The organism is Streptomyces sp. NPDC051211, from assembly GCF_040689505.1.
Taxonomy (GTDB): domain Bacteria; phylum Actinomycetota; class Actinomycetes; order Streptomycetales; family Streptomycetaceae; genus Streptomyces.
Window position 1 is genome coordinate 87,551 of the sequence record NZ_JBFBAV010000021.1, and the last position, 26,814, is coordinate 114,364.

Below are 26,814 nucleotides of genomic sequence, written 5' to 3' on the forward strand. Positions count from 1 at the left end.
CAGTCGGGGTCCTGTCGTATCCGGTGTCAGATCCGGGTCAGGAAGTGGCGCCGGCCCGTTCGGGCACCGGTTCCGCGGCGGCGGGAGCCGGCGGCGCGGCTTCGGCCCCGGTCCCGTCCTGGCGGCGGCGGCCCAGGGTCCAGTCCTTGCCCACGTCCTTGAAGCGCATGGCCCGCTTCTCCACCAGGTGCCACGACAGGTACGCCATCAGCCCGGCGGCCACGTACGAGAGCAACAGGAACGGCCAGAAGCCCCAGCGGGTCAGGCCGAGCAGGATCAGCGTCATCTGCATGGCCCAGCCGTAGATGTAGATCCCGTACGAGTAGTCGTTGCGGGCTCCGATCTTCTGGAACGGCTTCGGCAGCCGGATCGCCAGGTACGTCAGTCCGTACGCCATCGCCGGGATGCCGACCACGAACAGGTAGCCGAACCGCAGGCTGAGCAGCAGCACCACGATGGAGCCGATGCCGAGCACGTCGTTGACCGGGATGCGGTCCTTGTAGAGCTCGATGACGGTGCCGAGGGCGAAGGCGAAGCCCAGGTACAGGTACCAGTTCGTGCTGGTGTACCCGAGGATCGGCACGGTGAAGTCGCGGAAGAAGGAGGCCTGGCCGGCGCCGGTGTAGTAGCGGTGCTCGATGGCCTCGCGGATCACCCGCCAGCCCAGGAAGACGGTGATCAGCAGGATCAGCCGGCGGGACTTCTTCAGCGCCCCGGTGACCGCGAGCACGCCCACCGCGAGGTAGCACATCACCTCGTAGTGCAGGGTCCACACGGGCCCGTTGAAGGTGTCCGAGGTGCCCAGGCCCAGGGACTTGCCGAAGGACATCACCCCCGAGACGTCCTTCTGCACGATGATGATGTGCGCGTTGTGCCAGACGTACTGGAACGGGCCCTGCGCGTGGTCGGTGAACCCGTTCAGGTTGCCGTGCAGGTGCCAGTACAGGAACGGAGCCAGGACGAACGCGCAGACCAGGATGCACACCCACAGACCGGGCAGCAGGCGCAGCGCGCGGTGCCACAGGAACCGGCCGAGTCCGAGCCGGACACCGCTGCGGGTGACGAGGATGCCGGACAGGATGAAGAACGCGTAGACCGACAGCTTTCCGATGTCGGTCTGGCCGCGGCTGAAACCGTGGCCGAACTCGGTGGTGTTGAACCCGAGACTGGCGGCGTGGGAGAGCACCACGCCGCAGGCCAGGAACAACCTCATGAATCCCAGGCTGTTGTGACGGCCGGTGAAGAGCTCAGCGACGGTGCCGTGCGACGACCACCGCAGCCCTGTACCGCGACTGCGGTCGGTCATGACTGGGGAACCCCCTCTTTTACAGAAGCCCCAGTTTTTGTGAGGGGGCCCCGGACTGTCCAACCGTTGCTGCGCGAAGTGCGGTATCTCACGTTTGGGTCGGGAACGGCTACGAGGCGGGTGGGGTGACCTTCTCGTCGTTCTGTATCTGCTTCACCAGCTGCTGCACCTTCGGCTTGTCCCAGACGAGGTTGCCGCCGCGGCTGCCCGAGATCGGCATGTTCATCGAGGTGCCCCCGCCGCCGCTGACGCCCTTCATCGCGAAGAACATCTCGCCCAGGTCGAACAGGGACATGTCCTTGTCCACGATCAGCGTGTCCAGGCCCGCGCCCAGCGTCGGGTAGAGCCGGAACGGGTTGATGATCGTGCCCGGCGTCGCCGCCTGGCTCGCCAGCGCCGACAGGAACTTCTGCTGGTTCTTCGTGCGGGCCAGGTCGGACTCGGCGAAGGCGTACCGGGTACGGACGAAGGCCAGGGCCTGCTCGCCGTTGAGGGTCTGCTTGCCGGCCTGGAAGTCGGCGCCCGACTTCTCGTCCTTGAAGCCCTTCTCGATGTCCATCTCGACACCGCCGAGCGCGTCCACGATGTTCGCGAAGCCGGCGAAGCCGATCTCCGCGTAGTGGTCGATGCGCAGCCCGGTGTTGTGCTCCACGGTGCGCACCAGCAGCTCCGGGCCGTCCTCCGCGTACGCCGCGTTCAGCTTGACCCGGCGGCCCTGGGCGGGGAACTTCTTGCCGGACTCCGAGCCCACGAAGGAGGGGATCTCCACGTCCGAGTCGCGCGGCAGCGAGATCATCGAGTTCCCGCCGGAGCACGCCGCCAGGATCATCATCGAGTCGGTCCGCTTGCCGTCGGCCGAGCCCGTGTGGAGGCGCTTCTTGTCCTCGGAGGACATGCCCTCGCGGCTGTCGGAGCCGACGATCAGGTAGGTGGTGCAGTCGTCGTCCTTGGGCCGCTCGATGACCTTGGAGAGGTCCACGTCGCGGCGCACCTTGGAGTCCGCCCAGAAGTAGGTGCCGACGGTGGTGACGACCAGCGCCGAGACCAGCACGATCGAGCCGATCTTGATGCGCTTGCGCCAGTCCGGGGCGGGGGCGCCGGGCCGGCGCCGCGGTGCGGCCGGGCCGCCGGGGCCGCCCGGGCCGGAGGGCCCGCCGGGGCCGCCGCCCGCGGGGGTGCCGTACACCTGTCCGGTGTTGTAGCCGCTGTCGTAGCCGGCGAAGGTGTCGTGCGTCTGGGCCTGCTGCGGCGGGACCCCGTAGGCGGGGGCGGCCGGCGGGGCGGCGGGACGCGGGGGCTGCTGCCCCGGCTGCCGCTGCACGTGCGGCATCCGGCGGACGCCTTCGGGCTGTGCCTGGGCGCTGCCGTATCCGTACCGGTCGTCGCGGCCGCCGCCGCGACCGTCGTTCCCGCTGGGCCAGTCATTCATGCGGACAAGAATGCCTGGCAGGGCGTGTCGCCCGACAGGGCGGGGGGCCCTTCGTACCGGTGCTGTTGCACAGCTGATGCATCTCGACCAACTTATGGTGGCCGTATGACAGAAATACCTGGTGAGCCGACGGGCAAGGCGACCTCCGCCTCGCGCACGACGCTGAGCCACATCATGACGGCGAACGACACCAACCTGCTCGGCACCGTGCACGGCGGTGTGATCATGAAGCTGGTCGACGACGCCGCCGGAGCCGTGGCGGGCCGGCACTCCGGCGGGCCCGCCGTGACCGCCTCCATGGACGAGATGGTCTTCCTCGCCCCGGTCCGGGTGGGCGACCTCGTCCACGTCCGCGCGCAGTGCAACTGGACCGGCCGCAGCTCCATGGAGATCGGCGTACGCGTCCTCGCCGAGCGCTGGAACGAGTCCACCCCTCCCACCCAGGTCGGCACCGCCTACCTCGTCTTCGCCGCCGTCGACGCGGAGGGCAAGCCCCGCACGGTGCCGCCGGTGCTGCCGGAGACCGAGCAGGACAAGCGCCGCTACCAGGAGGCGCAGATCCGCCGTACGCACCGCCTCGCCCGTCGGCAGGCGATCAGGGAACTGCGCGAGCGCCGCACCGCCGAGGGCCTCGACGACTAGTTCGGCCCGTTCCCACGCACCGGGTTCCGGTACCGGGTCCCGTACCTAGTCCCCGCACACCACCTGGTCCCCGGTGACCACCCCGAACGCGCCCTGGTACGGGTCCTCGGCCCGGACCGGGACCACCTTGCGGTAGTCGGATCCGGCCGTGACCAGCAGGGTCCGGCCCTGCCCGCGGACCGCCCGCAGCTCACAGCCCGGCAGCGCCGCCGCCAGGCTGCGGGCCGAGCGGTCCCAGCGCGGGTCGTACGCCACCACCGTCCGCTTGACGTCACGGCTGGCCGCGTTCCCCGGGGCCCGGGTGGTGTCGAAGCCGGTGGCCCGCAGGGCCTGGTCCACCCGGCCGCCCAGGCCGTCGATCCGGGTCCCGTTCTCCACCTGGACCCGGACCTGCTGCGGGGCCACGTCCACCGGGACCGCGGCCGGCCGGCGGCCGCGGTCGCCGCCCGGCCGGGCCGGGGCCAGCGGCCGGTCGTCCCGCAGCGCCTGGAACAGCTTGGCGGCCTTCGACTCGTCCCACTTCACCGTGGAGCCGATCCCCTTCACCTTGTACGAGGGGTTCCCGACCGGCACCGAGGCGAACTCCGACGAGGAGGGGGTGAAGTCCCGCATCGCCTGCCCCAGGGCCAGCATCTGCTGCGAGCCGAAGCCCCGGTCGGCCCGCACCGAGCCCAGCAGCGTCGAGCTGACCTGTTTGAACTTCACCGGATTGAGCAGCATCCCGCCGCTGGTCGCCTGTTTGATCAGGGCGGCGACGAACCGCTGCTGCCGCTGCATCCGCCCCAGGTCCGAGGCCCCGTCGACATGGCGGGACCGTACGTACTGCAGCGCCTGCCCGCCGCTCAGGCGGTGCGTGCCGGGCGGCAGGTCCAGCCCGGTGTTGGGGTCCCGCATGGTCTTGGCGGTGCAGATGTCCACCCCGCCCATCGCGTCCACCGTCTTCATGAAACTGGTGAAGTCGACCTCCAGGTAGTGGTCGATCTTCACCCGGGTCATGTTCTCCACGGTCCGCACGGTCAGCTGCGGCCCGCCCTCCGCGTACGCCGCGTTGAGTTTCACCGGATGCGCCTTGTGCGCCTTCCCGGTGACCAGGTCCCGGTGCGCGGGCACCTCCGCGTAACTGTCCCGGGGCAGGCTGACCACGCTCGCCCGCTCCCGGTCGGCCGAGATGTGCACCAGCATGATCGTGTCGGTGCAGTGGCAGGGTGCTCCGCCCAGCCGGTACTCCTGCCGCTCGTCGCGGCTGATCTTCTCCCGGCCGTCGGTGCCCACCAGCAGTACGTTCATCCCGTGCCCGGCCTGCGGGCGGTTCTTCATGTCCTTGAAGGGGTCCACCCGCTCGATCCCGGTGTCCAGCCCGGTCATCACCGCGTGCCCGATGGCCCCCGAGCCCAGCACCGCGACGGACAGCGCTCCGGCCAGCCGCAGCCCCCAGCGGGGCCGGTGCCCGCGCCGGCCGCTCCGTGCACGGGCGGCGGGCAGCGGGGCAGGGCGGCGGGGACGGTGCGGCGGCTGGGGCACGAGGGACACCTCCGCGGGGGGAGCAGGGAAATTCGCCTGAACAGTAGGTCCATACGATCAGCAGCAGCCGTCATGGCCGGTCCGGCGCGCACCGGTTTCCCCCGTACGCGGTAACGTGACACCGAACCCGACCCCCTTTGAAGGACCACATGCCCACCCAGCAGCCCGCAGTCTCGGTGATCATGCCGGTGCTCAACGAGGAGCGTTACCTCCGCGACTCCGTCCGGCACATCCTGGGTCAGGAGTACGACGGCGAGATGGAGGTGGTGATCGCGCTCGGCCCGTCCTCGGACCGTACCGACGAAATCGCCGCCGAGCTCGTAAGCGAGACCGCATCCAGCGAACGAGCGCGCGTCCGCACCGTCCCCAACCCGACCGGCCGTACACCGGCCGCGCTCAACGCGGCCATCAAGGCGTCGCGCCACCCGATCGTGGTACGTGTCGACGGGCACGGCATGCTCTCCCCGAACTACATCGCCACCGCCGTCCGGCTGCTCGCCGAGACCGGCGCGCAGAACGTCGGCGGCATCATGCACGCCGAGGGCGAGAACGCCTGGGAGGACGCCGTCGCCGCCGCGATGACCTCGAAGATCGGCGTGGGCAACGCGGCCTTCCACACGGGTGGCCAGGCCGGTCCCGCCGAGACCGTCTACCTGGGCGTGTTCCGGCGCGAGGCGCTGGAGCAGCAGGGCGGCTACAACGTGGAGTTCATCCGCGCCCAGGACTGGGAGCTGAACTTCCGGATCCGTGAGGCCGGCGGCCTGATCTGGTTCTCGCCCGAGCTGAAGGTCCAGTACCGGCCGCGGCCGTCCGTCCGGGCGCTCGCCAAGCAGTACAAGGACTACGGCCGCTGGCGGCACGTGGTGGCCCGCTACCACTCCGGCTCGATCAACCTGCGCTACCTCGCCCCGCCGGTCGCCGTGTGCGCGATCGCGGCCGGCCTGGTCGCGGGTGCCCTGCTCACCCCGTGGGCCTTCGTGGTCCCGGGCGGCTACCTCGCCGCGATCACCGCGGGCTCCGTGCCGGCCGGCAAGGGACTCCCGCTCAAGGCCCGGCTGCAGATCCCGGTGGCGCTGGCGACCATGCACATGTCCTGGGGCTGGGGCTTCCTGACCAGCCCGCGTTCGCTCGCGCGCAAGGTCATCGCCTCCCGCCGCCCGTCCGTGCAGGCGGAGGACCGGACCGCGGCCCGGTAGCCCCACCCGGCACCCCGTCCGTACGCGAAGGGGCCCGGCGGAGATCACTCCGCCGGGCCCCTTCGCCGTGCCCGTGCCGGCCGCCGCGTACGGCTACCAGGTGAAGCCCTCCTGGATCCGCATGCAGGCCTTCTCGTCGTCGCCGTTCAGCGGGCGGGCCGAGTCCGGAGCCTTGGTGGGGGCCGGCGGCGGCGGGGTGACCGCGCCGCCGCTGCGCCAGTCCTTGCCCACGAACAGGGTCACTCCGGAGACGTCCGTGGACCGCTGCACCGCACCCGGCGGCAGCCCGAGCGCGGTGGCCACGGCCAGTGCGTCCCCGGCCTGGTCCAGTCCGGCGTACCGGACCACGGTGGAGTCCTCGGCGGCCGTCTGCCTGTCCGCCATCGCCCTGGTGAAGCCCTTCTTGGCCAGCAGCACGACCACATCGCTCGCCCGTCCCTTGACCTTGGCCTCGGGGTCGGTCTTGCCGCCGGTGGCGTTGCGGACCATGACCGGGATCCGGTCGGGCGCCGCGGCCGGGTCGGTGACCGGCGGCGTCGCCGGCGCGGACGGGGCCGGCGAGGCGGCGGGGGCGCCCGGCTGGGTGCCCTGGCCGTCGAGCGGGATGTCCTCGCGGACCATCCGGAACAGGGCCTCGGCCTCGCCGGCCTTGGGCTCCACCCGGTTTCTGTCCTGTGGGCTCTGGATCCACGGCATGGTGGTCATGGTGATCCGGCCGGTGGGGACCTTCTTGAGCTCCATGCTCAGGTCGTACAGCTTGTCGATCTTGTTCAGGCCCGGGTCCACGATCATCGCCTTGATGGCCGCCTGGGCCAGGCTGTTGAGCTTCACCGGGTTGCTGAGCTTGGCGTTCTTGCGGAACTCACGGGCCAGCGCGTTCATGTACATGTGCTGGGCGCGGGTGCGGCCGATGTCGGTGCCGTCCTCGAACCCGTAGCGGGTGCGCAGCCATTGCAGGGCCACCTCGCCCTGGATGATGTTGTCGCCCTTCGGCAGCTTCAGGCCGGAGCCCTTGCCTTCCCTGTTGCGCGAGTGCACGTTCTGCTCGACACAGACCGGGACGCCGCCGATGGCGTCCGCCATCGACACCACACCCTTGAAGTCGATCATCATGAAGTGATCGATGGGGATCTTGGTGAGTTCCTGCCAGGCGGCGACCGTGCAGCCCGGACCGCCCCGGCTGAGCGACGCGTTGGTCTGCACGAGACCCTTGCTGGCCGGGTGCACCGTGCCGTCCTTCTCGGTGCACTTGGGCATCTTGAGGAGGGTGTCGCGCGGCATGGAGACGACCGACATGTTGCTGCGGTCGGCGGACAGGTGCAGCAGCATCTGCACGTCCGCGAGCGGCGGTCCGTCGAAGGTGTCCCGGCCCCCGCCGAGGGCCTTGTTCTCGTCGCCGTCACGGGCGTCGGAACCGATGAGGAGGATGTTGAGCGGGGTCTGCCCGAAGGCGTTGGGCTTGGACCCGCCCAGCTTGGTGTCGCCGAGGTTCAGCGCGTCCGTCTGGATGCTGCCGTTGAGGTGGCGGTAGTAGAGGTAGCCGGCGCCTGCCGTGCCGAGTATGAGGAAGGCGAGCCCGGAAGCGCCCCAGCGCAGCACGCGCCGGCCCCGCCCGCCCCGCTGGGCCGGGCCGCCGCGGCCCGAACGGCGGCTGCGGCGCTGGGCGGGTATCGAACCCTCCGCGCCGGAACCGCCGCCGGCTATGCCCTCGGCGGTCCGGGAGGGCGCACCCTCCCCCCGCACCTTGCTGTGCCTCACGCAATACCCCCCTAAAGGCCCTGACGCGTCAGGGATTCTGCCGGTTCATCACATGATGAACCATTACTTGACGCAGACGGCCTTGTCCGCCTCGGTGCGCTGTACGTCCTTGGGAAGCGTCTCCGGTGCCGTCATCGAGACGCCCGCACCCTTGAAGTCCGCGCCCAGCGTGAGCTTCATGGGGCTCTTCGGGGCAGCGTCCGCCGTGCCGATCTTCAGCGCGGTGGCCGGCAGGCCCATCATGTCCGCCAGCGCCCGGGCCTGGTCGGCCTGGTTGGGCGCGTACTCCAGCGTCGTCTTCTCCAGCTTCGCCGGCGCGTTGCCCTCGTTGCTGGCCCGCTGCACGCCCTTGCTGTTCTGGAGCCAGACCAGCGTGGTCGACGCCGAACCCTGCGGGCCGCCGCCGTTGAACACCTGCACGCGTACGTCCGCCGGCTGCGCGCGGTTGCCCTGGAGCAGCGCGTCCTGCTGGGCCTTGGCCGCGTCCTTGGCCGCCTTCTCCTGCTGCTCGACCTCGGTGAGCGAGACGTCCTCGCGGATCATCTGGAGCAGCGCCTCGGCCCTGGCCTTGCTGACCACGACCGTCGCCTTGACCTTCTCGGCCGGGTTGTCGTCCACCGGCAGGGTGGTGAAGGTGACGTTCTTCGGGTTCACGCCCTTCAGCTCACCGGCGAGGTTGGTGAGTTTGGCGATCGACCCTATGCCCGAGTCCACGCTCAGCGCCTTGGTCGCCGCCTCCGCGAGGGAGAAGAACTTCTTCGGACTGGACAGAGTGTCCTTGGACTTCATCTCGCGCATCATCGAACCCAGGAACTGCTGCTGGGTCTTGATCCGGTCCAGGTCGCTCTCATTGCCGAAGGCGTGCCGGGTGCGTACGAAGGCCAGCGCCTGCTCGCCCGACAGCCGGTGCTCGCCCTCCGACAGCTTCAGCTTCGACTTGTCGTCGTCGATCGCCTTGCCCAGGCAGACCGGGACGCCGCCGACCGCCGTGCTCAGCGTCTTGACCGCGTTGAAGTCGGCCATCATGAAGTGGTCGACCTCGATGCCGGTGAGCTCCTTGACCGTACGCATCGTGCAGCCCGGGTCGCGGCCCGCCTGCCCCAGGCTGGTGTTGAAGCGGACCCCCTTCTCGCCGGGGATCGTCTGCGTCGAACCGTCCGCCTGCTTGGTGGGGCAGTCCGGGATGTCGGTGATCAGGTCGCGCGGGATGGACACCGCGGTCGCGTTCGTCCGGTCCTTGGAGACGTGGAAGAGGATCGTGGTGTCGGCGTGGCCCTTGCTGTTCTTGTCGCCGTAGCCCTCGTTGCCGGCACCCGTGCGCTTGTCGGTGCCGATCACCAGGATGTTGATCGGCTGGTCCTTCTTGAAACCGCCGGTGCCGGCGCCTGCGGTGTCGATGACATCGAGGTTGCCGTTCAGGTGCCGGTAGTACAGGTAGCCCGCCACGGAGCCGCCGACCAGCAGGAGGGCCAGGGTGCCGCCGGTGATGGCGAGGGCCTTCTTCTTGCCATTGCCGCCCGGTTTGCCGCCCTTGCCGCGTTTGCGGCCTCCGCGCCGCCCGCCGCCGGGCGGGACGTCACCGCGCCGGGGGCCCGGGACGCCGGGGGAGGGTGCGGTCGGGGCGCCGCCGGGAGCCGCGGGGGCTCTGCGCGGGGGGGTGACGGACGCCCGCTGCTGCGGTGCGGAACGGTCCAGTCGCAATTCGTAGTTGCCGGTGCGGGGGTTGAGGACCCACTGGTCTGCGGGATCGATTTCGTCCGCCCGCCCACGGCCTTGTGCATCCACGGTCGCTCGAATCCTCCGTCGGTGGCACCGGATCGCTCACCCTATCCGGCCAGTTCAGCTGCAAACCATGCTGGTGACAAATTCCACTCCCCTTATAACTGGGCAATCCGGCCAACCCGCTCGGTTCCGGCGACGGCTTTTGGGATTGCTTTACCGGCGGGTCACCTGCAAGGGACGGTGTCCGCCGTGGTGCCCGTGAAAGTGGGGACGGGCGACGGGGTAGCAGCGGTTCCCGGCGTCGCCGCGCTCCGCTGCCGGTGCTGCCCGGTCCCGGCGTCGGGCTTCGCCGGCGCGATGGTCAGCGGCCGGTCCATCCGCAACTGCTGGAACAGCCGTGCCGCGTCCGGTTTCACCAGCTCGTCCCGATTGGGGTCGACTGCATACGGCTTCCGGGGAACCGTAAGGAACTGCACCTTTCCAGTCGGGATGTCTCGCATGCCGCGTACGAGTTCGTACAGGCCGCGCAGCGAGGCCAGACCCGGGTCGGTGGTGATCGACGAAGTCGCCGCGTCCAGCAGCGGATACAGCCGCCCGGGATTCAGCAGCACCCCGTTGCTCTGCACCTTCCGCACCAGCGCGCCCAGGAACTGCTGCTGCCGCTCCATCCGTTCGGTGTCGCTGCCGTTCCCCAGGCTGTAGCGGGCCCGGACGAACCCCAGGGCCTGCTCCCCGTGCAGGGTCTGCCGCCCGGCCGGCAGCTTCAGCCTGGCCTCGTCGTCGTTCACCGGCTCCTTCAGGCAGATCTCCACCCCGCCGACGGCGTCCACCATCTTCTTGAAGCCACGGAAGTCCACCACCATGTGGTGGTCGAGCCGGATCCCGGTCAGCTTCTCCACGGTCCGGATCGTGCAGGCCGCCCCGCCCCACTCGAAGGCCCAGTTGAACTGCGCGAACCGGTCGCCGGTGCGGCTCCCGTCGGCCCGCAGGCAGCTCGGTATCTCGGCCATCAGGTCCCGGGGGATCGACACCGCCGTGGCGCTCTTCCGGTCCGCCGCCACGTGCAGCAGGATCGTGGTGTCCGAGCGCTGGCCGCCCTCGTCCTGCCCGTACCGGGCGTTGTCCCGGCCCGAGCGCGAGTCCGAGCCGATCAGCAGGATGTTCCGGGCGCCGCCCCCGAAGTGCGCCGGCCGCTCCTGCTCGTACCGCTCCAGCTCGGAGGCCGCGGAGGTGTCCTCGGTGATGTTCCCGTCGAGCTTGTTGTACATCCACCAACCGGTCGCCGCCCCCGCCAGGACCAGCAGGGCCATCCCGAGGCCGACCCAGCGCAGCAGCCGGCGCCGACGGCTCCGCGGAGGCTTCGAACCGCCTCCGGCCGCTTCGGTCCCGCCGGGTATGCCCGCACCGGTCACTCGCGTCCGTCCCCTCACCGCGTCGGCGACGGCCGTACGGGTGAGTACGGCCAGGGGTGGCTCCGGACCAAGCCGGAGCCGTGCCCTCAGCCGATCATGACCCCGGGGCGCCGGAGCGGCCCGGGGGCAGGCGCCGTACTGCGCCATGTGGGTGACAAATCGGCTGGGGCCGCAGGTCAGGCAAGTGGGTGACGGCCTCCCGCGGCCCGGGCGACCCCTGCTACACAGTGTGGGTGACGCGCTCCGCTTCCACCCGCTGGGCCAGGCCCTCGGCGGACAGCCGGTCCAGGTTCCGGCACAGCACCACCGAGCCGCCCGCCGCGAGCGGCGCGAACAGCCCCGCCGACAGTCCCTCCCAGCTGTCGTACGGAAGCCCGGACAGCACCCGCGAGCCCTCGCCGAGCCCGAGCTCCGCCGCGTCCTGCCGAGCCCGCTCGACCAGCTGGACGTACGACAGCTCGGCGCCCGCCACGGACAGCCCGGCGCCCTCCGCGTCCACCGGCACGAACGGCGCGAACCGGTCGCCCTGCCCCGGCACCTCCACCGCGTAGTCCAGGAACCCGGCCGGCGGCTGCGGGAACCGCCCGCCCAGGGGCCGCAGCGCCAGCGCCACCCGCTCACCCGAGCAGCCGGCCGCCGCGTCCAGCGTGTCCGGGCCGCTCACCACCAGGTCCGCACCGGCCGGATCCCCGCCGACCTCCACCACCACGCCGACCGAGGCGGCGGCGAACACCCACACGGCCGTCTGCCAGTGCGCGGGCAGCAGCAGCGCCAGCCGGTCACCGGGCCCGGCACTCAGATCGCCCTGGAGCAGATTCGCGGTCTTGGCCACCCAATTGGCGAAGGTGGCGACGGACAATTCGACGCGCTCGCCGGTGGCGTCGTCGTAGAAGGTGACGAGCGGGCGGCCCGGGTCCGCGGCGAGCGCGGATCGCAGCAGGTCGGCAGGGGTGCGGTCAGTGGCATTCACCCGGCACAGGGTACGCGGGGGCCTTCGGCCGGACGGCGGGTACACGCGTCCCCCGTCCGGGGGAGGGGCACAGCGCGGCGCGCCGACGGGCCGTCAGCTCCCGCTGGCAGCCGCTGCCGACTGCGCTCACGATCTCTCACATGCGTGGATTCCTTGCTTCCTCGATCGGTGTCGCGACCGCGGCCGCACTGGCCCTCCCGCTCGCGCTGCCCACCCCAGCCCTGGCCGAGTCCACCCCCGTGACCCCAGCCGGGTCGACCCAGTCGCTGCCCCTGGTCCCGCTGGGGCCGGAGCAGGGCCGGGCCACCGGCGTTCCCGGCATGAGCACCTCACCCCGCCTCCCTGCCACGCAGGGCCTGACGGCCCGTGACGTCAAGACGTTCTCGCTGGTCGGCGTCGTCTGGGACGACGCGGGCACGGAACTGTTCGGCCGGGTCCAGGTCCGTACCCGCTCGGTCGCCACCGCCCGCTGGTCCGACTGGCAGGACGTCGAGACCCACAACCGCGAACACGCCGCCGACCCCGACGCCGCCGAGCGCAGCTCGGGCCGGGTCCGCGGGAGCACCGCCCCGCTGTGGGTGGGGGAATCCGACGGGGTGGAGGTCCGGGTCCAGGCGGAACCGGGTGCCGACCCGGTCACCCACACCCTGTCCAGCCTCCCCTCGGGCATGCGGATCGAACTCATCGACCCGGGGGGCCGGAGCAGCGGCCAGGCGGACGACAAGAACGGGTCGGGCGAGGGAGACGGCGACGGGGACGACAAGGGAGAAGTAGGAGCCGTGCCCGGCATGACCATGGAGATGGCGGAATCCTCCATGGCGAACGTCCCGTTGGCCCCGCTCGGCGCCAACGAGATCAAGGAGCTCAACAAGGCGGACGCCACCGCCGACGCGGTGTTCGCGAGCGACGGCGCACTGGACGCGGCGGCCGCCCCGTTCATCGGCCCCCGCCCGAAGATCATCACCCGGAAGGGGTGGGGCGCCAACGAATCCCTGCGCGAGCCCGGCTTCGTCTACACCAGCACGGTGAAGGCGGCGTTCGTCCACCACAGCGCCTCCGGCAACAACTACGCCTGCAAGGACGCCCCCGCGGTGCTCCGCAGCCTGTACCGCTACCACGTGGTGAGCAGCGGCTGGCGGGACTTCGGCTACAACTTCGCCGTCGACAAGTGCGGCAACGTGTACGAGGGGCGGGCCGGGGGCGTCTCCAGGCCGGTGCTGGGCGCGCACACGATGGGCTTCAACAGCAACAGCATGGGCGTGGTGGTACTCGGCTCGTACTCGAAGACGGCCGCGCCGGCGGCGGCGGTGAACGCGGTCGCCAAGCTGACGGCGTGGAAGCTGGGGCTGTTCAACGCGGACCCGCGGGGGAAGACCACCCTCAAATCGGGTGGCGGCAACAAGTACCCCAAGGGCAGGAACGTCTCGATGAACGTGATCTCGGGCCACCGGGACGGCTTCGCAACGGAATGCCCGGGCAGACAGCTCTACGGCAAACTCCCCACCACCCGCACCACCTCAGCCCGCCTCCAGGGCCGCCCGGTCCCCTAGCCGGGCCTGGGATTGCTGCGCAATCCAGCCCGCGCGGCGTTTGAGCGTACGGGCGCGAAGCGCACGTACGGGGGTCTGGGGGCTCGCCCCCAGTTCGGGAAGGGGCGGGTAGGGGAAAAGGCCCCGCGCAGCGGCCCCCACCCCCGCTACGGGCCCGCCCCCACACGGCCGGCGGCTACGCTCAAGGAGTGGCCGGCCGCTTCGATCCCCTGACCCGCACCACCTCCCGAGGTGGCCGCATCGCCGTACCCGCGCCAGGCCGCCCGGCGGCTGCGGCCCCGGCCGCCCCGGCCGCCAAGGCAAGGGCCTGGCAGCCAGACGGCCCGGTAGACCTGGGCCTCACCCTCGGCCCCCTCCGCCGCGGCCCCACCGACCCCACCTTCCGCACCACCCCCGACGGCTCCGTCTGGCGCGCCACCCTCACCCCCACCGGCCCCGCCACCCTCCGGGTGTCCGCCCGCGACGGCCGGGTCGACGCCGAGGCGTGGGGACCGGGCGCGGACTGGGTGCTGGACACCCTGCCCGCACTGCTCGGCGCCGACGACGACCCCGCCGCCTTCACCCCCCGCCACCGCCTGGTGCACGCCAGCCACCGCCGCCGCCCCGGCCTGCGGCTGACCCGCACCGGGCTGGTGATGGAGTCGCTGATCCCGGTGATCCTGGAGCAGAAGGTCACCGTCGAGGAGGCCTACCGCGCCTGGCGCCGTCTGGTCCGCCAGTACGGGGAGCCCGCGCCCGGCCCGGCCGCCGCCGTGCCGGAGGGCCTGTACGTGATGCCCGCGCCCGAGACCTGGCGCCGCATCCCGTCCTGGGACTGGCACACCGCCGGCGTGGACCAGAAGCGCTCCGGAACGATCCTGCGGGCCGTCCGCGTCGCCCCCCGCCTCGAAGAGGCCGCCGCGATGCCCCCCGCCGATGCCGCCCGCCGCCTGGAACTCGTACCCGGCATCGGCCCGTGGACCTCCGCGGAAACCCTCCAGCGCAGCAACGGCGCCCCCGACGCAGTCACCACCGGCGACCTGCACCTGCCGGGCATCATCGGCTTCGCCCTGGCCGGCAACCCGGACGCCGACGACGCCGAGATGCTGGAGCTCCTCGCCCCGTACGCCGGCCAGCGGCACCGCGCGGCCCGCCTGATCCTGCTGACGGGCCGCACCCCACCCCGCCGCACCCCCCGCATGCCGCGGGGCGACATCGGCAAGCTGTGACCGGGCCCGGGCCCGGGCCCGGCGCAGGACCGCTCAGCGCACTTCGATGAAGGCCCCGGCCTCCCGGGCCGGCCGCTCCCGCGGCGGTTCCGCCGCGTGCCCGACGGCCACCGCGCCCATCGGGTCCCAGTCCGCCGGCAGGTCCAGCACCTCGCGGACCACGTCGCGGCAGAACATGGTGGAGGACACCCAGGCCGAGCCCAGCCGTTCGCCGGCCAGGGCCACCAGGAAGTTCTGCACGCCGGCGCCGGCGGCGACCACGAACATCTCGCGTTCGGCCGTGTCCCGCCGCTCGTCCCCGTAGTGGTGGGAGCCGTCCATCACCAGGCACGGCACCACCAGGTAGGGGGCGTTGCGCAGCACATCGCCGCGGCGGACCCGCTTCGCGATGGACTCCTCGGACTTGCCGTCCCGCCGCAGGTCCGCGATCCAGGCGTCCCGCATCGCGTCCAGCAGCCGGGTCCGGGACTCCGCCGACTCCAGCAGGACGAACCGCCACGGCGTGGTGTGGTGCGGGGCCGGGGCGGTGACCGCGGCGGCCACCGCGCGGCGGACCGCGCCCGGGTCCACCGGCTCGTCCGTGAACGCCCGGACCGTGCGGCGCTGGGTCACGGCCTCCCGTACGGCTTCGGAGGTGCCCAGCCGGAACATGTCGTCGGCCGGGGCCCGGACCAGATCGCGGCCGGAGCCCTCGCCGAGCAGGTGCGGCAGGCCGCGGACGACGGCCACCGGGTAGCCGTCGGCCTTGCCCTTCACCAGGTCGCCGGCGGCGGCCAGTTCGTCCGCGGTCGCGACCACGGTCGCGCTGAGCGGGTTGCCGTGCGCGTCGGTGCCGCCGCGCAGGTCGTCCAGGACCCGTACGCCGGCCGCGCCGATGGCGACGTCGGTCAGCCCGCTGCGCCAGGGTCGCCCGAAGGTGTCGGTCACGACCACGCCGACGTCCACCGAAAGGAGGGTGCGCAGTCCGGTGCGGATCGCGGCCGCCGAGGCGTCGGGGTCCTGCGGCAGCAGCAGGACGGTGCCGGCGGCCGTGTTGGAGGCGTCCACCCCGGCTGCCGCCATGACCAGTCCCTGCCGGTTCTGGACGATCCGCAGGGTGCCCCGCCGGGCCACCACCCGTACCGTCTCGGCGTCTATCGCGGCCTCCCGCGAATCGGCCGCCACGATCCGGCCCTCCGCCTTGGAGACGATCTTCGAGGTGACCAGCAGGACGTCCCCGTCGCGCAGGCCGGGCGCGGCGGCCGCGATCAGCCCGGCCAGGTCGTCGCCGGGGCGGACCTCCCCGATGCCGGGGACGGCCGTCACTTCGTACGAGGGAGCGGACGCGGACGCGGGCGAGGCCGTGGGCGAGGCCGCGGGGGCCGGCGCGGGGGAGGTCGTGGTCACCGGCAGGTCTCCGCGAGGTCCAGCGCGGCCAGGGCCATCGCTTCGGTGGCGGCCGGGTCGGTCATCATCAGCGGTACCGCCCGGCAGCGGATGCCGGCCGCGGCGACCTCGGGGACGGCGGCCGCGTCGGCGGTGTCGACCAGCCAGCCGTCCAGCAGGTCGGCTCCGTAGTGCAGGGCCACGGCCCCGGCGGTGGACTCGACGCCCACCGCGGCGAGCACCTTGTCGGCCATGCCGCGCACGGGCGCGCCGCCGACGATGGGGGAGAGGCCGACCACGGGCGCGGCAGCGGAGGCGACGGCCTCCCGGATGCCGGGGACGGCCAGGATGGTGCCGACCGAGACCACCGGGTTGGACGGCGGCAGCACGATGACGTCGGCGGCCGCGATGGCTTCCAGGACGCCGGGCGCCGGCTTCGACTGCTCCGCGCCCACGGGTACGACGGCCTCCGCGTCCACCGAGGCGCGCAGCCGTACCCAGTACTCCTGGAAGTGGATGACCCGCCTCTCCCCGTCGAGGGTGACGGCGACATGGGTTTCCACCCGGTCGTCGGACATCGGCAGCAGTCGTACGCCGGGCTGCCAGCGGTCGCAGAGCGCCTCGGTGACGGCGCTGAGCGGGAAGCCGGCGGCGAGCATCTGGGTGCGGACGATGTGGGTGGCGAAGTCGCGGTCGCCGAGGCCGAACCAGCCCGGTCCGACCCCGTACGCCGCGAGCTCTTCCTTGACCGTGAAGGATTCGTCGGTGCGGCCCCAGCCCTGCTCCTCGTTGATGCCACCGCCGAGGGTGTACATCACGGTGTCCAGGTCGGGGCAGACCTTCAGCCCGAACAGGTGGATGTCGTCACCGGTGTTGCCGATGACCGTGATCTCCGCGTCGGGGACCGCCGACTTCAGCCCGCGGAGGAAGCGGGCGCCGCCGATACCGCCGGCCAGAACAACAATGCGCATGCACCGAAGTCTGTCAGGCGGGCGCGGGGCGGGTCAGACGGGTACGGATTCCGGCTGGGCGGGGGTGCACCGGTGCATGGGCATCTCGGTCAGGCCGGGGAAGTAGATGTGCAGGCTGACGGCTCCGTCGAGGGAGTCGTTGACGACCTCGTGCGCGTAGCCGGGGGCGAAGACCCGCTGGCTGCCGGTGCCGAGGGCGAGGGTGCCGCGGGTGCCGTGTTCGGTGAGTTCGCCGTCGAGGACGGTCAGGACGCCGGAGGACGGGCCGTGGTCGTGCCGGCCGCTGCCCTGGCCGGGGACCCAGCTGAGCAGCCAGACCTCGTAGCCGGGGCCGGTGCGCAGCCGGTGGTACCAGCGGCTGGTGGCGTCGTACTCGACGAGGTGTTGCCATTCGGCGCGGTTCGCGGCGATCTCGCGGGCGAGGCCGGCGAAGTCGGCGACGGTGGCGGGGTGTTCACGGGCGGGCTGCAGGAGGTGGGTGACTTCAAGGATGTCGCCGGCGATCTGCAGGTCGCTGTCGTTGTTCATCGGGAGGTCCTCGACGATGTCAGTGCGCGGGGTGCGCGGGGGGTGCTGGGCAGGTGCGGAGGCTTCAACAGCTGCAACAGCAACAGCGAACCTGGGCAGCACGCAGGAACCCACGAATGGGGGTCCGGGTGGCGGCTGCGGTCACTGACATGGGGACAAGGAGACCGGCTGGGCAGCCGGACTGTCAACTCAATGTCCGCTATGCGAGAAAAGATTCACCTCATCCGGTTACCGTGCGCGGAGAAAGGTTTGTGCAGCGCCGGCCCGGGGATGTGGCGCACCAGCCGAGCCCGTAAACGTCCGTGTCGCCTCGTGACCGGAATGTGATCTAGGCCGCTTCTGTGGCCGAATCACAACCACGCCGGAGAGTGACGCGTCGCCAGGGGTAGGTGGGCAATCAGGCCATGCGTGTGGCTAGTGTCACGATTTTTGGCGATATGAACACTTTCTGCATAGGCTTGGTTCCGCAGAGTGAATAAGGGGCCCAATAGCAGATCTCGGCTTGACTGCCCCGGATCCACGCACTTGTAATTTCACTCGTGTCGTTCCGGTCAAATCCGGCAACGGCAACGACGGGGACGCACAGACAGAGCGAGGGGCGCACATGACCGAGCTGTTTCAGGAACTGCTGGTCGACGAGGCGGACGAGGAGCTCGGATGGCAGGAGCGCGCTCTGTGCGCCCAGACCGACCCCGAGTCGTTCTTTCCCGAGAAGGGCGGCTCCACCCGCGAGGCCAAGAAGGTCTGCCTCGCCTGTGAAGTCCGCTCCGAGTGCCTCGAATACGCCCTCGCCAACGACGAGCGCTTCGGCATCTGGGGCGGCCTCTCCGAGCGCGAGCGCCGCCGTCTGAAAAAGGCCGCGGTCTGAACGGCACCCACAACCACATAGCGAACAGAGCAAACGGTCCGCCTCCTGCACCTTCCCCGCTGGAGGCGGACCGGTGCGTTACAAGGGCTAGTGTGGGGCGCTGTCCAGCCGCCTCCGAGGGCACACCACCCCCGGACCCCCGCCGGAGGGCCCGTACCGCGATGTCCTTGCACAGCCACCAGGCAGCCGCCCCCACAGCCGCCCCGGCGTTTCCCCGGCACGTCGTCACCGCGGTCCTGGTCGCCCACGACGGCGCCCGCTGGCTCCCGCAGGCCCTCTCCGGACTCCTCGGCCAGGAACGCCCCGTGCAGAACTGGGTCGCCGCCGACACCGGCAGCGCCGACGACTCCGCCCGCCTCCTCACCGAGGCCCTCGGCGACGACCGCGTCCTCCACCTGGCCCGCCGCACCTCCTTCGGCGCCGCCGTCGACGAGGCCAACCGCACCGCCGGCACCCTCACCCCCGAGGACCTCCCCTACCTCAAGCGCCCCAGCGGCTGGGACCCCGTCAGCCGCACCTGGCGCGACGACACCTACGACCTCCCCGAGCTGCCGTACGGAGAGCCCGTCCAGTGGCTCTGGCTGCTGCACGACGACTGCGCGCCCGAGCCCGACGCCCTGGGCGAACTCCTGAGGGTGGCCGAGGAGAACCCCGAGGCCGGAGTCATCGGCCCCAAACTCCGCGGCTGGTACGACCGCAAGCAGCTCCTCGAAGCGGGCGTCACCATCGCCCACAGCGGCCGCCGCTGGACCGGCCTGGACCGCCGCGAACAGGACCAGGGCCAGCACGACCAGGTCCGCCCCGTCCTCTCCGTCTCCACCGCCGGCATGCTCATCCGCCGCGACGTCTACGAGAGCCTCGGCGGCTTCGACCGCCGGCTGCCCCTCATGCGCGACGACGTCGACCTGTGCTGGCGCGCCCACCGGGCCGGCCACCCCGTCCTCGTCGCCCCCGACGCCGTCCTCCGGCACGCCGAGGCCGCCGCCCGCGAACGCCGCACCGTCGACTGCGCCGGCCGTACGACGGCCAGCCCGCACCGCGTCGACAAGGCCGGCGCCGCCTACACCATCCTCGTCAACACCCCGGCAGCCGTCCTCCCCTGGGTGCTGATCCGGCTGGTCCTCGGCACCCTGCTCCGCACCCTCGGCTACCTCGTCGGCAAGGCCCCCGGCCAGGCCGTCGACGAGTTCACCGGACTGCTGCGCACCCTGCTCCGCCCCGGCCGGATCCTCACCGGCCGCAGACGTCGAGGCCGCGGTACCGGAACACCCGTGGCCGCCAAAGAACTCAGGGCACTCTTCCCGCCGCCCGGCGCCACCCTCCGCGCCAACCTCGAACAACTCGCCGGATACATCGGCGCCGACCGCGACACCGACACCGGCAACGCCGGCCGGCACGGCGGCGGCCTCGAGTCCGGCCCCGGCGGCGACGACGCCGACTACCTCCACATCGAGCAGTTCTCCCGGCTCAAGCGGATCGCCCGCAACCCCGCCCCGGTCCTGTTCGCCCTGCTCCTCCTCGTCTCCCTGGCCGCCTGCCGCGCCCTCCTCGCCGGCGGCACCCTGATGGGCGGCGCCCTGCTCCCCGCCCCCGACGGAGCCGGCGCCCTCTGGCACACCTATGCCGACGGCTGGCATCCCGTCGGCACCGGATCCACCACCGGCGCACCCCCCTACCTCGCCGTCCTCGGAGCCCTCTCCGCCCTCCTGTTCGGCTCCACCCAGGCCGCCCTCACCCTGCTGCTGGTCTGCTCCGTCCCGCTCGCCGGACTCACCGCCTACTTCGCCTCCCGGCCCCTGGTCGAGTCCCGGCTGCTGCGCGCCTGGGCCGCCGTCGCCTACGCCTTCCTGCCCGCCGTCACCGGCGCCCTGGCCGGCGGCCGGCTCGGCACCGCCGTCCTCGCGGTCCTGCTGCCCCTCCTCGCCCGGGCCGGCGTCGCCGCGTACGGCCTCGGCGCCGGCCGCGACACCGACGGGGACCGCGGCAGCTGGCGGGCCGTCTGGACCTACACCCTCCTCCTCACCCTGGCCACCGCCTTCACCCCGGCCGTCTGGCCGCTCGCCGCCGGCCTCGGCGCGGCCGCGCTGGTCCTGCGCCGGGCGGCTTGGAAGACGTACGCCCTCCGGTACGCCGCCACCCTCGCCACCCCCCTGGTGGCCCTCGCGCCCTGGTCGCTGACCCTGCTCACGCACCCCGGCCGCTTCCTCCGCGAAGCCGGACTCCCGTACGGCAGCGGCGCCGCCACCGGTCTCGACCTGCTCGGCATCAGCCCCGGCGGCCCCAGGACCGCCGGCGGGCTGCTCCTCCTCGGCATCGTCCTCGCCGCCCTCGCCGCGCTGCTGCGGTCCGAACGCACCTTCGCCGTCCGCGCCGCCTGGGCCACCGCCCTGGCCGGACTCGTCCTCGCGGTCCTCACCAACCGCACCGGCTGGGCCGGCCCCGCCACCCTCGTCTACGGCCTCGCGCTCCTCGCCGCCGCCGCGGTCGGCGCGGACGGCGCCAAGGACCGGCTCGCCTCCCACGGCTTCGGCTGGCGCCAGCCGCTCGCCGCGCTCATCGCCCTCGCCGCCGCCGCGGGCCCGCTGCTCGGCGCGGCCGGCTGGATGCTCGCCGGCGCCGACGGCCCGCTGGAACGCCGCGACCCCGTCCAGGTCCCCGCCTTCGTCGCCGAGGAGAGCGGCACCCGCGACCAGGCCCGCACCCTGGTCCTCGGCGGCAGCTCGCCCGCCACCGTCTCCTACACCCTGGTCCGCGGCTCCGGCGGCCGCCTCGGCGACGCCGAACTCGCCGCCTCGGCCGGCAGCGACAGCCGCCTCGACAAGGTGGTCTCCAGCCTGGTCGCCGGCTCCGGCGCCGACCAGACCGACCAGCTCGGCGCCTTCGCCATCCGCTACGTCCTGGTCCGCGACGGCGCCCCCCAGCAGATGCGGCAGGTCCTCGACGCCACCCCCGGCCTGAGCCGGCTCAGCCAGCTCGACGGCAGCGCCCTCTGGCGGCTCGACCGGCAGGTGGCCCGCGCCGTGATCCTCTCCGGCAAGCCCGGCGAGGCCCCCGTCCCGGTCGCCTCCGGGCCCGTCGAAGTCCATACGAAGATCCCGGCGGGCGAGCCCGGCCGGACCCTGCGCATCGCCGACCGGGCCGCCCCCGGCTGGCAGGCCACCCTGGACGGCAAGCCGCTCAAGGCCAAGACCCTCGACGGCTGGGCCCAGGGCTTCGAACTCCCCGCCGCGGGCGGCCGCCTCGACCTCGTGCACGCCGACTCCGCCGCCCGCACCGGCTGGCTGTGGGCCCAGGCCCTGATCGCCGTGCTGCTGCTGGTGATGGCCCTCCCGGGCCGCCGCCGTCGGCTCGACGACGACCTCCCCGACGAGGAGGCCGCCGTACCCGCCCAGGCAGGCGCCGCCGAGGCCGGCGAGGGCCGCCGCGCCCGCCGCCTGCGGGCCGCGGCGGAGACCGAGCCGGAGAAGGAGTCCGAGCACACCGCCCCGGTCCAGGCCGATCCGTACGCGGAGATCCCGGCCCAGGTGCCCTACCCGGCGGACGACCTCGCGTACGGGTACCGGGAGCAGCCCGCCTACGACGAGCAGGGATACCCGTACGAGCAGTACCCGCAGCAGCCCGCGCAGCAGCCCTACGAGGCCTACCCGCAGCAGCCGTACCCGTACCCGCAGCAGTACGACCAGCAGTACACCCAGCAGTACGAGCAGCAGTACGACGCCTACGGACAGCCGGTCGGCCACCCGCAGCCGCGTCCGGACGGGAGCCCCCAGCAGTGAAGCGCGCACCCCTGACCCTCGCGGCCGCGGTCGCCGCGCTCGCCGCCCTCACCGGCGTCGCCACCGTCACCGCGCCCGACGCCCCGGCCGCCGTGGGCCCGCAGACGGCCGCGGCCCGGCAGCCCGTGGAACGGTCCGTCCTAGTGTGCCCGGCACCGTCCTCCTCGGACATCGCCGAGACCGCCTACACCTCCCTCACCCCGGCCGGCGGCACCTCCGGCCAGGGCACCGCCCGCCTTGCCGGCGCCGGCAAGGACCAGAAGCAGGTCCTGGAGCTGAAGGAGCCGGGCAAACCGGCCGGGGCCACCGCCTCCGGCGCGGGCCCGGCGCTGACCGGCACGGCCGACGGGGCACTCGCCCCCGGCTGGACCGCCCAGCAGACCACCAAGGTGTCGGTGGGCCAGGCACGCGGCCTGCTCGGCCTCGCCTGCACCGCGCCCGGCACCGAGTTCTGGTTCCCGGGCACCAGCACCGCCAAGGGCCGGCAGGACTACGTCCACCTCACCAACGCCGACGACACCCCGGCCGTGGTGGACATCGAGCTGTTCGGACCGGAAGGCCGGGCCAAGTCGGACCCGGGCACCGGCGAGAACATCAAGATCGGCCCCAAGTCCTCGGTACCGGTCCTGCTGAACACGCTGAGCTCGGAGCAGCTGGCCGACACCACCGCCCATGTGACGACCCGTTCGGGCCGGATCGGGGCCTCCGTGCAGGTCCTGGAGGACGGGGTCGGATCCGACTGGCTGCCCGCCTCCACCATCCCCGCCGGCTCCCTCGTGCTGCCCGGCATCCCCGCCGACGCCACCTCCGTCCGGCTGGTCGCGCACGCCCCCGGCGAGGAGGACGCCGACCTCCGCCTCCAGCTCGCCGGACCCGGCGGCTCCATCACCCCGGCCGGCAACGAACAGCTGCACGTGAAGGCGGGGATGACCGCCTCCCTCGACCTGAAGGACCTGACCCGGGGCGAACCCGGCTCCCTGGTGCTGACCCCCGCCGAACCCAAGAAGGCCGTACCGGTGGTGGCCGCGCTGCGGGTGGTCCGCGGCAGTGGCGCCAAGCAGGAACTGGGCTTCATCCCGGCGGCCGGCCCGGTGGGCGCGCGGGCGACCAACGCGGACAACCGCACCGACCAGGGCGCCACCACCCTCTCCCTCACCGCCGTCGGCGCGGACGCCAAGGTCAAGGTCACCGCCTCGCCCGGCACCCAGGGCGGCGAACCCGCAAGCCAGGAGTACACGGTGAAGGCGGGCACCACCCTGGCGGTGGCCCCGCCGCCGGTGCCCGGCGCGGGCGGCAAGGGCTCGTACGCGCTGACCGTGGAAACCCTGTCCGGCGGACCGGTGCACGCGGCCCGCACCCTGTCGCTGCCGCACGAGGGCCTGCCGTTCTTCACGGTCCAGCCCCTCACCGACGACCACGGCACGGTCCCGGTCCCGAAGGCGGTCCAGGACCTGCGCGTCCTCTCGGACTAGTCCTGCCCGTACCGGGGATCCACCGTCTCGGGGGACAGCCCGAGCAGCTCCGCCACCTGCTCCACCACGATCTCGTGCACCAGCAGGGCCCGCTCGTCGCGGTTCTTCGTACGGATCTCCACCGGCCGCCGGTACACCAGGATCCGGGCCGGCCGGCCCTCGCGGGGCTCCACGTACCCGCCCAGCGGCACGGCCTCGTCGTTCCACCCGGTGTCGGCGCCGCCCGGCGCCCCCGGCACCTCCGCGACCACGAACTCCACCTCGGTCAGCTGCGGCCAGCGCCGCTCCAGCCGCTCGACCGAGTCCTGCACGAGGTCCCCGAAGAGCTCCGCGCGGCTGGCCGACAGCGGGACCTGCGGCGGGGCCACCGGCCCCCGCATCCCCCGGCCGTGCCGGTCGCGGCGGCGGGTCCGGGGCTCCTGCGGGCCGGAGGCGCTCGGCGGAGCGGGCGGACCGGGAGGGCTGGGCGGACCGGGCGGACCGGGAGGGCTGGGCGGCGGCACAGAACTGTCCATCACCCAGGCAGGGTAGCCCTCACCGGACCCCCCGGCCCGGTGCCCGTCCCGACCCGGCGGGATGTCACAGCCTGAACGCTGCCTGAACGTTCGGGCCAGGGAATCGACCGGCTCCGTCACGCCGATTGGCGGGATCCTTGCCGACTATGGTCGAGATCACGCCACGACACGGGGGAGTGAGCTGCCGGAGAGTCGTCGCGGCCCGGTCAAGAGTGAGGTACCGTCCAACGTCGTGAGCCTTGTACGTCGCTGTTCGCGCACCGCGTGCGGCCGCCCTGCCGTCGCAACACTGACGTACGTCTACGCCGACTCGACCGCAGTTCTCGGCCCGCTCGCCACCTACGCCGAACCCCACTGCTACGACCTGTGCGCCGAGCACTCGGAGCGCCTGACCGCCCCGCGCGGCTGGGAAGTCGTACGCCTGTCCGACGGTTCCGCGCCGTCCCGTCCCAGCGGGGACGACCTCGAAGCCCTGGCCAACGCCGTGCGCGAGGCCGCCCGGCCGCAGGACCGCGCGGCCCGGGCGGGCGGCGGCAAGGGAACCGGCGGCGGAGGCAACGAGACACGCCGCGGCCACTTGCGCGTACTGCGCTCGCCTGATTCCTGACGCTTTCGCGCCGCTGAACCCTTCCGCCCGCGCAAGGTAGGTTGTTCCGACCGCACAGGACCTAAGGAGGGCAGGCAGTGGCTGCTGATCTTTCGAACATCGTCAAGGCCTACGACGTACGCGGAGTCGTCCCGGACCAATGGGACGAGACCTTGGCGGAGCTGTTCGGCGCGGCCTTCGTCGAGGTCACCGACGCCACCGCGATCGTCATCGGCCATGACATGCGCCCCTCCTCGCCCGGCCTGTCCGCCGCCTTCGCGCGCGGCGCCGCGGCCCGCGGGGCGGACGTCACCCTCATCGGGCTCTGCTCCACGGACCAGCTGTACTTCGCCTCCGGCTCGCTGAACCTGCCGGGCGCGATGTTCACCGCCTCGCACAACCCGGCCCAGTACAACGGCATCAAGCTGTGCCGGGCCGGCGCGGCCCCGGTCGGCCAGGACACCGGCCTCTCCGAGATCCGCACCCTGGTGGAGAAGTGGTCGGAGACCGGCGGCCCCGCCGCGGCCGCCACCCCCGGCACCGTCACCGAGCGGGACACCCTCGCCGACTACGCGGCCCACCTGCGCGGCCTGGTCGACCTGACCGGCATCCGCCCGCTGAAGGTGGTCGTGGACGCGGGCAACGGCATGGGCGGCCACACCGTCCCCACGGTCTTCGACGGCCTCCCGCTCTCCCTCACCCCCATGTACTTCGAGCTGGACGGCACCTTCCCGAACCACGAGGCGAACCCCCTCGACCCGAAGAACATCGTGGACCTCCAGGCCCGGGTCCGGGCCGAGGGAGCCGACCTGGGCATCGCCTTCGACGGCGACGCCGACCGCTGCTTCATCGTCGACGAGCGCGGCGAGGGCGTCTCCCCGTCCGCGATCACCGCCCTGGTCGCGGCCCGAGAACTGGCCCGCCACGGCGGCACCGGCACCGTCATCCACAACCTGATCACCTCCTGGTCCGTCCCCGAGGTGGTCCGCGAACACGGCGGGACCCCGGTCCGCACCCGGGTCGGCCACTCCTTCATCAAGGAGGAGATGGCGAAGACCGGGGCGATCTTCGGCGGCGAGCACTCGGCGCACTACTACTTCAAGGACTTCTGGAACGCGGACACCGGCATGCTGGCCGCGCTCCACGTCCTGGCGGCCCTCGGCTCCCAGCCCGGCCCCCTCTCCTCCCTGGTCTCCTCCTACGAGCGCTACACCGGCTCCGGCGAGATCAACTCCACGGTCGCCGACCAGGCCGGCCGCCTGGCCGCGGTCAAGGAGACGTACGGAGCGCGTGCGGACGTCACCCTGGACGAGCTGGACGGCCTGACGGTGACCGCCGAGGACTGGTGGTTCAACGTCCGCGCCTCCAACACGGAACCCCTCCTCCGCCTGAACGTCGAGGCCCGCGACCCCGCCACCCTCGCCACCATCCGCGACGAAATCCTCACCCTGATCCGCGCATAACCCGGCCGGGCTGGGATGCCACGCAGCATTCCCAGCCCCGCCGGCTCCTTCCAGCTCCGCGGGACGTGCACCCACCCACTCCCGCCGGGCGGTACCACCCCAGCCCCTGCCCACCCCAGCCTCGCCGAGGCTTGGCATTTCCAGCCCCGCCGCGTTTGAGGCACGGGGTCCGGGCTCCGCCGGGCGCCCACCCCAGCCCCGCCGGGGTTTGGCATTTCCAGCCCCTCCGGCGTTTGAGGAGCGGGGTCTGGGGCGGAGCCCCAGTTCGGGAAGGGGCGGGTAGGGGAAAGGCTCCGCGCAGCGGCCCCCCACCCCCGCCTCGGCTTCGCAGCGGGTCCTGGTGCGGCGTCGTTGCCGGGGGCCAGCCCCCGGGCCCCCGCGCCTCAATCGCCGGCGGGGCTGGAGTTGCCTGCGGCAACCCAGCCGTAAGGGCACGGCGGGGGAGGTGCCCGGCGGGGCTGGAGGTGCCCGGTCGGGTGCGGCGCCGTTGCCGGGGGCCGGCCCCCGGACCCCCGCGCCTCAAACGCCGGCGGGGCTGGAGCCCCCCTCCAGCCCC

At 72.6% G+C, this 26,814-nt stretch carries 20 protein-coding genes; 9 read left to right on the forward strand and 11 right to left on the reverse strand.

Annotated features, from left to right (window positions below; all coding sequences use genetic code 11):
* Window positions 1-37: 37 nt before the first annotated feature.
* Window positions 38-1,213, reverse strand: a complete 1,176-nt coding sequence (locus AB0447_RS21405; RefSeq protein WP_366478279.1) for an acyltransferase — start codon at window positions 1,211-1,213, stop codon at window positions 38-40.
* Between the two features lie 202 nt (window positions 1,214-1,415).
* Entirely contained in the window at window positions 1,416-2,735 is a 1,320-nt protein-coding gene (locus tag AB0447_RS21410; protein ID WP_366478280.1) for an LCP family protein, read from the reverse strand.
* Between the two features lie 105 nt (window positions 2,736-2,840).
* On the opposite strand from AB0447_RS21410, the gene AB0447_RS21415 reads away from it, so the two are divergent.
* Entirely contained in the window at window positions 2,841-3,377 is a 537-nt protein-coding gene (locus AB0447_RS21415; RefSeq protein WP_366478281.1) for an acyl-CoA thioesterase, read from the forward strand.
* Window positions 3,378-3,422: 45 nt separating this feature from the next.
* On the opposite strand, the gene AB0447_RS21420 is transcribed toward AB0447_RS21415, so the two are convergent.
* Window positions 3,423-4,898, reverse strand: a complete 1,476-nt coding sequence (locus AB0447_RS21420; RefSeq protein ID WP_366478282.1) for an LCP family protein — start codon at window positions 4,896-4,898, stop codon at window positions 3,423-3,425.
* Window positions 4,899-5,047: 149 nt separating this feature from the next.
* Between AB0447_RS21420 and AB0447_RS21425 the strand changes: the two genes are divergently transcribed.
* Window positions 5,048-6,094, forward strand: a complete 1,047-nt coding sequence (locus AB0447_RS21425) for a glycosyltransferase family 2 protein (RefSeq protein ID WP_366478283.1) — start codon at window positions 5,048-5,050, stop codon at window positions 6,092-6,094.
* 93 nt (window positions 6,095-6,187) lie between these two features.
* Here the strand turns inward: AB0447_RS21425 and AB0447_RS21430 are convergent, their stop codons facing one another.
* The 4 genes from AB0447_RS21430 to AB0447_RS21445 form a co-directional block, all read right to left on the reverse strand.
* Window positions 6,188-7,852 carry an LCP family protein gene (locus tag AB0447_RS21430; RefSeq protein ID WP_366478284.1) on the reverse strand — a complete coding sequence of 555 codons (1,665 nt, stop codon included), beginning with the start codon at window positions 7,850-7,852 and terminating at the stop codon, window positions 6,188-6,190.
* A 63-nt stretch (window positions 7,853-7,915) separates the two neighbouring features.
* Window positions 7,916-9,637: an LCP family protein gene (locus AB0447_RS21435; RefSeq protein WP_366478285.1), complete on the reverse strand. Its 1,722-nt coding sequence runs from the start codon at window positions 9,635-9,637 to the stop codon at window positions 7,916-7,918.
* A 161-nt stretch (window positions 9,638-9,798) separates the two neighbouring features.
* Window positions 9,799-10,986, reverse strand: coding sequence for an LCP family protein (locus AB0447_RS21440; protein ID WP_366478286.1), 1,188 nt, complete (start codon window positions 10,984-10,986; stop codon window positions 9,799-9,801).
* A 220-nt stretch (window positions 10,987-11,206) separates the two neighbouring features.
* Window positions 11,207-11,956 carry a TIGR03089 family protein gene (locus AB0447_RS21445; RefSeq protein WP_366478287.1) on the reverse strand — a complete coding sequence of 250 codons (750 nt, stop codon included), beginning with the start codon at window positions 11,954-11,956 and terminating at the stop codon, window positions 11,207-11,209.
* Between the two features lie 140 nt (window positions 11,957-12,096).
* On the opposite strand from AB0447_RS21445, the gene AB0447_RS21450 reads away from it, so the two are divergent.
* Together AB0447_RS21450 and AB0447_RS21455 are read left to right on the forward strand one after the other, a co-directional pair.
* Window positions 12,097-13,506 carry a peptidoglycan recognition protein gene (locus AB0447_RS21450; RefSeq protein WP_366478288.1) on the forward strand — a complete coding sequence of 470 codons (1,410 nt, stop codon included), beginning with the start codon at window positions 12,097-12,099 and terminating at the stop codon, window positions 13,504-13,506.
* A gap of 188 nt (window positions 13,507-13,694) precedes the next feature.
* Complete coding sequence (locus AB0447_RS21455) at window positions 13,695-14,714, forward strand: DNA-3-methyladenine glycosylase 2 family protein (protein WP_366478289.1); 1,020 nt, start codon at window positions 13,695-13,697, stop codon at window positions 14,712-14,714.
* A 33-nt stretch (window positions 14,715-14,747) separates the two neighbouring features.
* On the opposite strand, the gene AB0447_RS21460 is transcribed toward AB0447_RS21455, so the two are convergent.
* Genes AB0447_RS21460 through AB0447_RS21470 form a run of 3 tightly spaced genes read right to left on the reverse strand, consistent with a single transcriptional unit; the run spans window position 14,748 to window position 17,578 of the window.
* Window positions 14,748-16,100, reverse strand: coding sequence for a coenzyme F420-0:L-glutamate ligase (locus tag AB0447_RS21460; protein WP_366478290.1), 1,353 nt, complete (start codon window positions 16,098-16,100; stop codon window positions 14,748-14,750).
* The gene (cofD, locus tag AB0447_RS21465; RefSeq protein ID WP_366478291.1) at window positions 16,097-17,050 is read right to left on the reverse strand and encodes a 2-phospho-L-lactate transferase; all 954 of its coding nucleotides are present in this window, start codon (window positions 17,048-17,050) and stop codon (window positions 16,097-16,099) included. The genes AB0447_RS21460 and cofD overlap by 4 nt, the downstream gene beginning before the upstream one ends.
* 33 nt (window positions 17,051-17,083) lie before the next feature.
* Window positions 17,084-17,578, reverse strand: coding sequence for a cysteine dioxygenase family protein (locus tag AB0447_RS21470; RefSeq protein ID WP_366478292.1), 495 nt, complete (start codon window positions 17,576-17,578; stop codon window positions 17,084-17,086).
* Between the two features lie 604 nt (window positions 17,579-18,182).
* On the opposite strand from AB0447_RS21470, the gene AB0447_RS21475 reads away from it, so the two are divergent.
* The 3 genes from AB0447_RS21475 (at window position 18,183) to AB0447_RS21485 (ending at window position 23,694) form a co-directional block, all read left to right on the forward strand.
* Complete coding sequence (locus AB0447_RS21475; RefSeq protein WP_119102212.1) at window positions 18,183-18,446, forward strand: WhiB family transcriptional regulator; 264 nt, start codon at window positions 18,183-18,185, stop codon at window positions 18,444-18,446.
* Window positions 18,447-18,607: 161 nt separating this feature from the next.
* Window positions 18,608-22,222 (forward strand): glycosyltransferase family 2 protein, encoded by a 3,615-nt coding sequence (locus AB0447_RS21480; RefSeq protein WP_366478293.1) that lies wholly within the window; start codon window positions 18,608-18,610, stop codon window positions 22,220-22,222.
* A complete protein-coding gene (locus AB0447_RS21485) occupies window positions 22,219-23,694 on the forward strand; it encodes a DUF5719 family protein (RefSeq protein WP_366478294.1) in 1,476 nt (491 codons plus the stop codon). The genes AB0447_RS21480 and AB0447_RS21485 overlap by 4 nt, the downstream gene beginning before the upstream one ends.
* Here the strand turns inward: AB0447_RS21485 and AB0447_RS21490 are convergent.
* Complete coding sequence (locus AB0447_RS21490; RefSeq protein ID WP_366478303.1) at window positions 23,691-24,209, reverse strand: metallopeptidase family protein; 519 nt, start codon at window positions 24,207-24,209, stop codon at window positions 23,691-23,693. The two genes, AB0447_RS21485 and AB0447_RS21490, sit on opposite strands and share 4 nt — an antisense overlap.
* A gap of 232 nt (window positions 24,210-24,441) precedes the next feature.
* Between AB0447_RS21490 and AB0447_RS21495 the strand changes: the two genes are divergently transcribed.
* A complete protein-coding gene (locus AB0447_RS21495) occupies window positions 24,442-24,816 on the forward strand; it encodes a DUF3499 domain-containing protein (protein WP_366478295.1) in 375 nt (124 codons plus the stop codon).
* Between the two features lie 77 nt (window positions 24,817-24,893).
* A complete protein-coding gene (locus tag AB0447_RS21500; protein WP_366478296.1) occupies window positions 24,894-26,258 on the forward strand; it encodes a phosphomannomutase/phosphoglucomutase in 1,365 nt (454 codons plus the stop codon).
* The last annotated feature ends 556 nt before the right edge of the window (window positions 26,259-26,814 follow it).

Coding starts and splice junctions, on each gene's coding strand:
- AB0447_RS21405 (WP_366478279.1), bottom strand. CDS start 1,213: ATGAGGTTGTTCCTGGCCTGCGGCGTGGTGCTCTCCCACGCCGCCAGT.
- AB0447_RS21410 (WP_366478280.1), bottom strand. CDS start 2,735: ATGAATGACTGGCCCAGCGGGAACGACGGTCGCGGCGGCGGCCGCGAC.
- AB0447_RS21415 (WP_366478281.1), top strand. CDS start 2,841: ATGACAGAAATACCTGGTGAGCCGACGGGCAAGGCGACCTCCGCCTCG.
- AB0447_RS21425 (WP_366478283.1), top strand. CDS start 5,048: ATGCCCACCCAGCAGCCCGCAGTCTCGGTGATCATGCCGGTGCTCAAC.
- AB0447_RS21450 (WP_366478288.1), top strand. CDS start 12,097: ATGCGTGGATTCCTTGCTTCCTCGATCGGTGTCGCGACCGCGGCCGCA.
- cofD (WP_366478291.1), bottom strand. CDS start 17,050: ATGCGCATTGTTGTTCTGGCCGGCGGTATCGGCGGCGCCCGCTTCCTC.
- AB0447_RS21470 (WP_366478292.1), bottom strand. CDS start 17,578: ATGAACAACGACAGCGACCTGCAGATCGCCGGCGACATCCTTGAAGTC.
- AB0447_RS21475 (WP_119102212.1), top strand. CDS start 18,183: ATGACCGAGCTGTTTCAGGAACTGCTGGTCGACGAGGCGGACGAGGAG.
- AB0447_RS21480 (WP_366478293.1), top strand. CDS start 18,608: ATGTCCTTGCACAGCCACCAGGCAGCCGCCCCCACAGCCGCCCCGGCG.
- AB0447_RS21490 (WP_366478303.1), bottom strand. CDS start 24,209: ATGGACAGTTCTGTGCCGCCGCCCAGCCCTCCCGGTCCGCCCGGTCCG.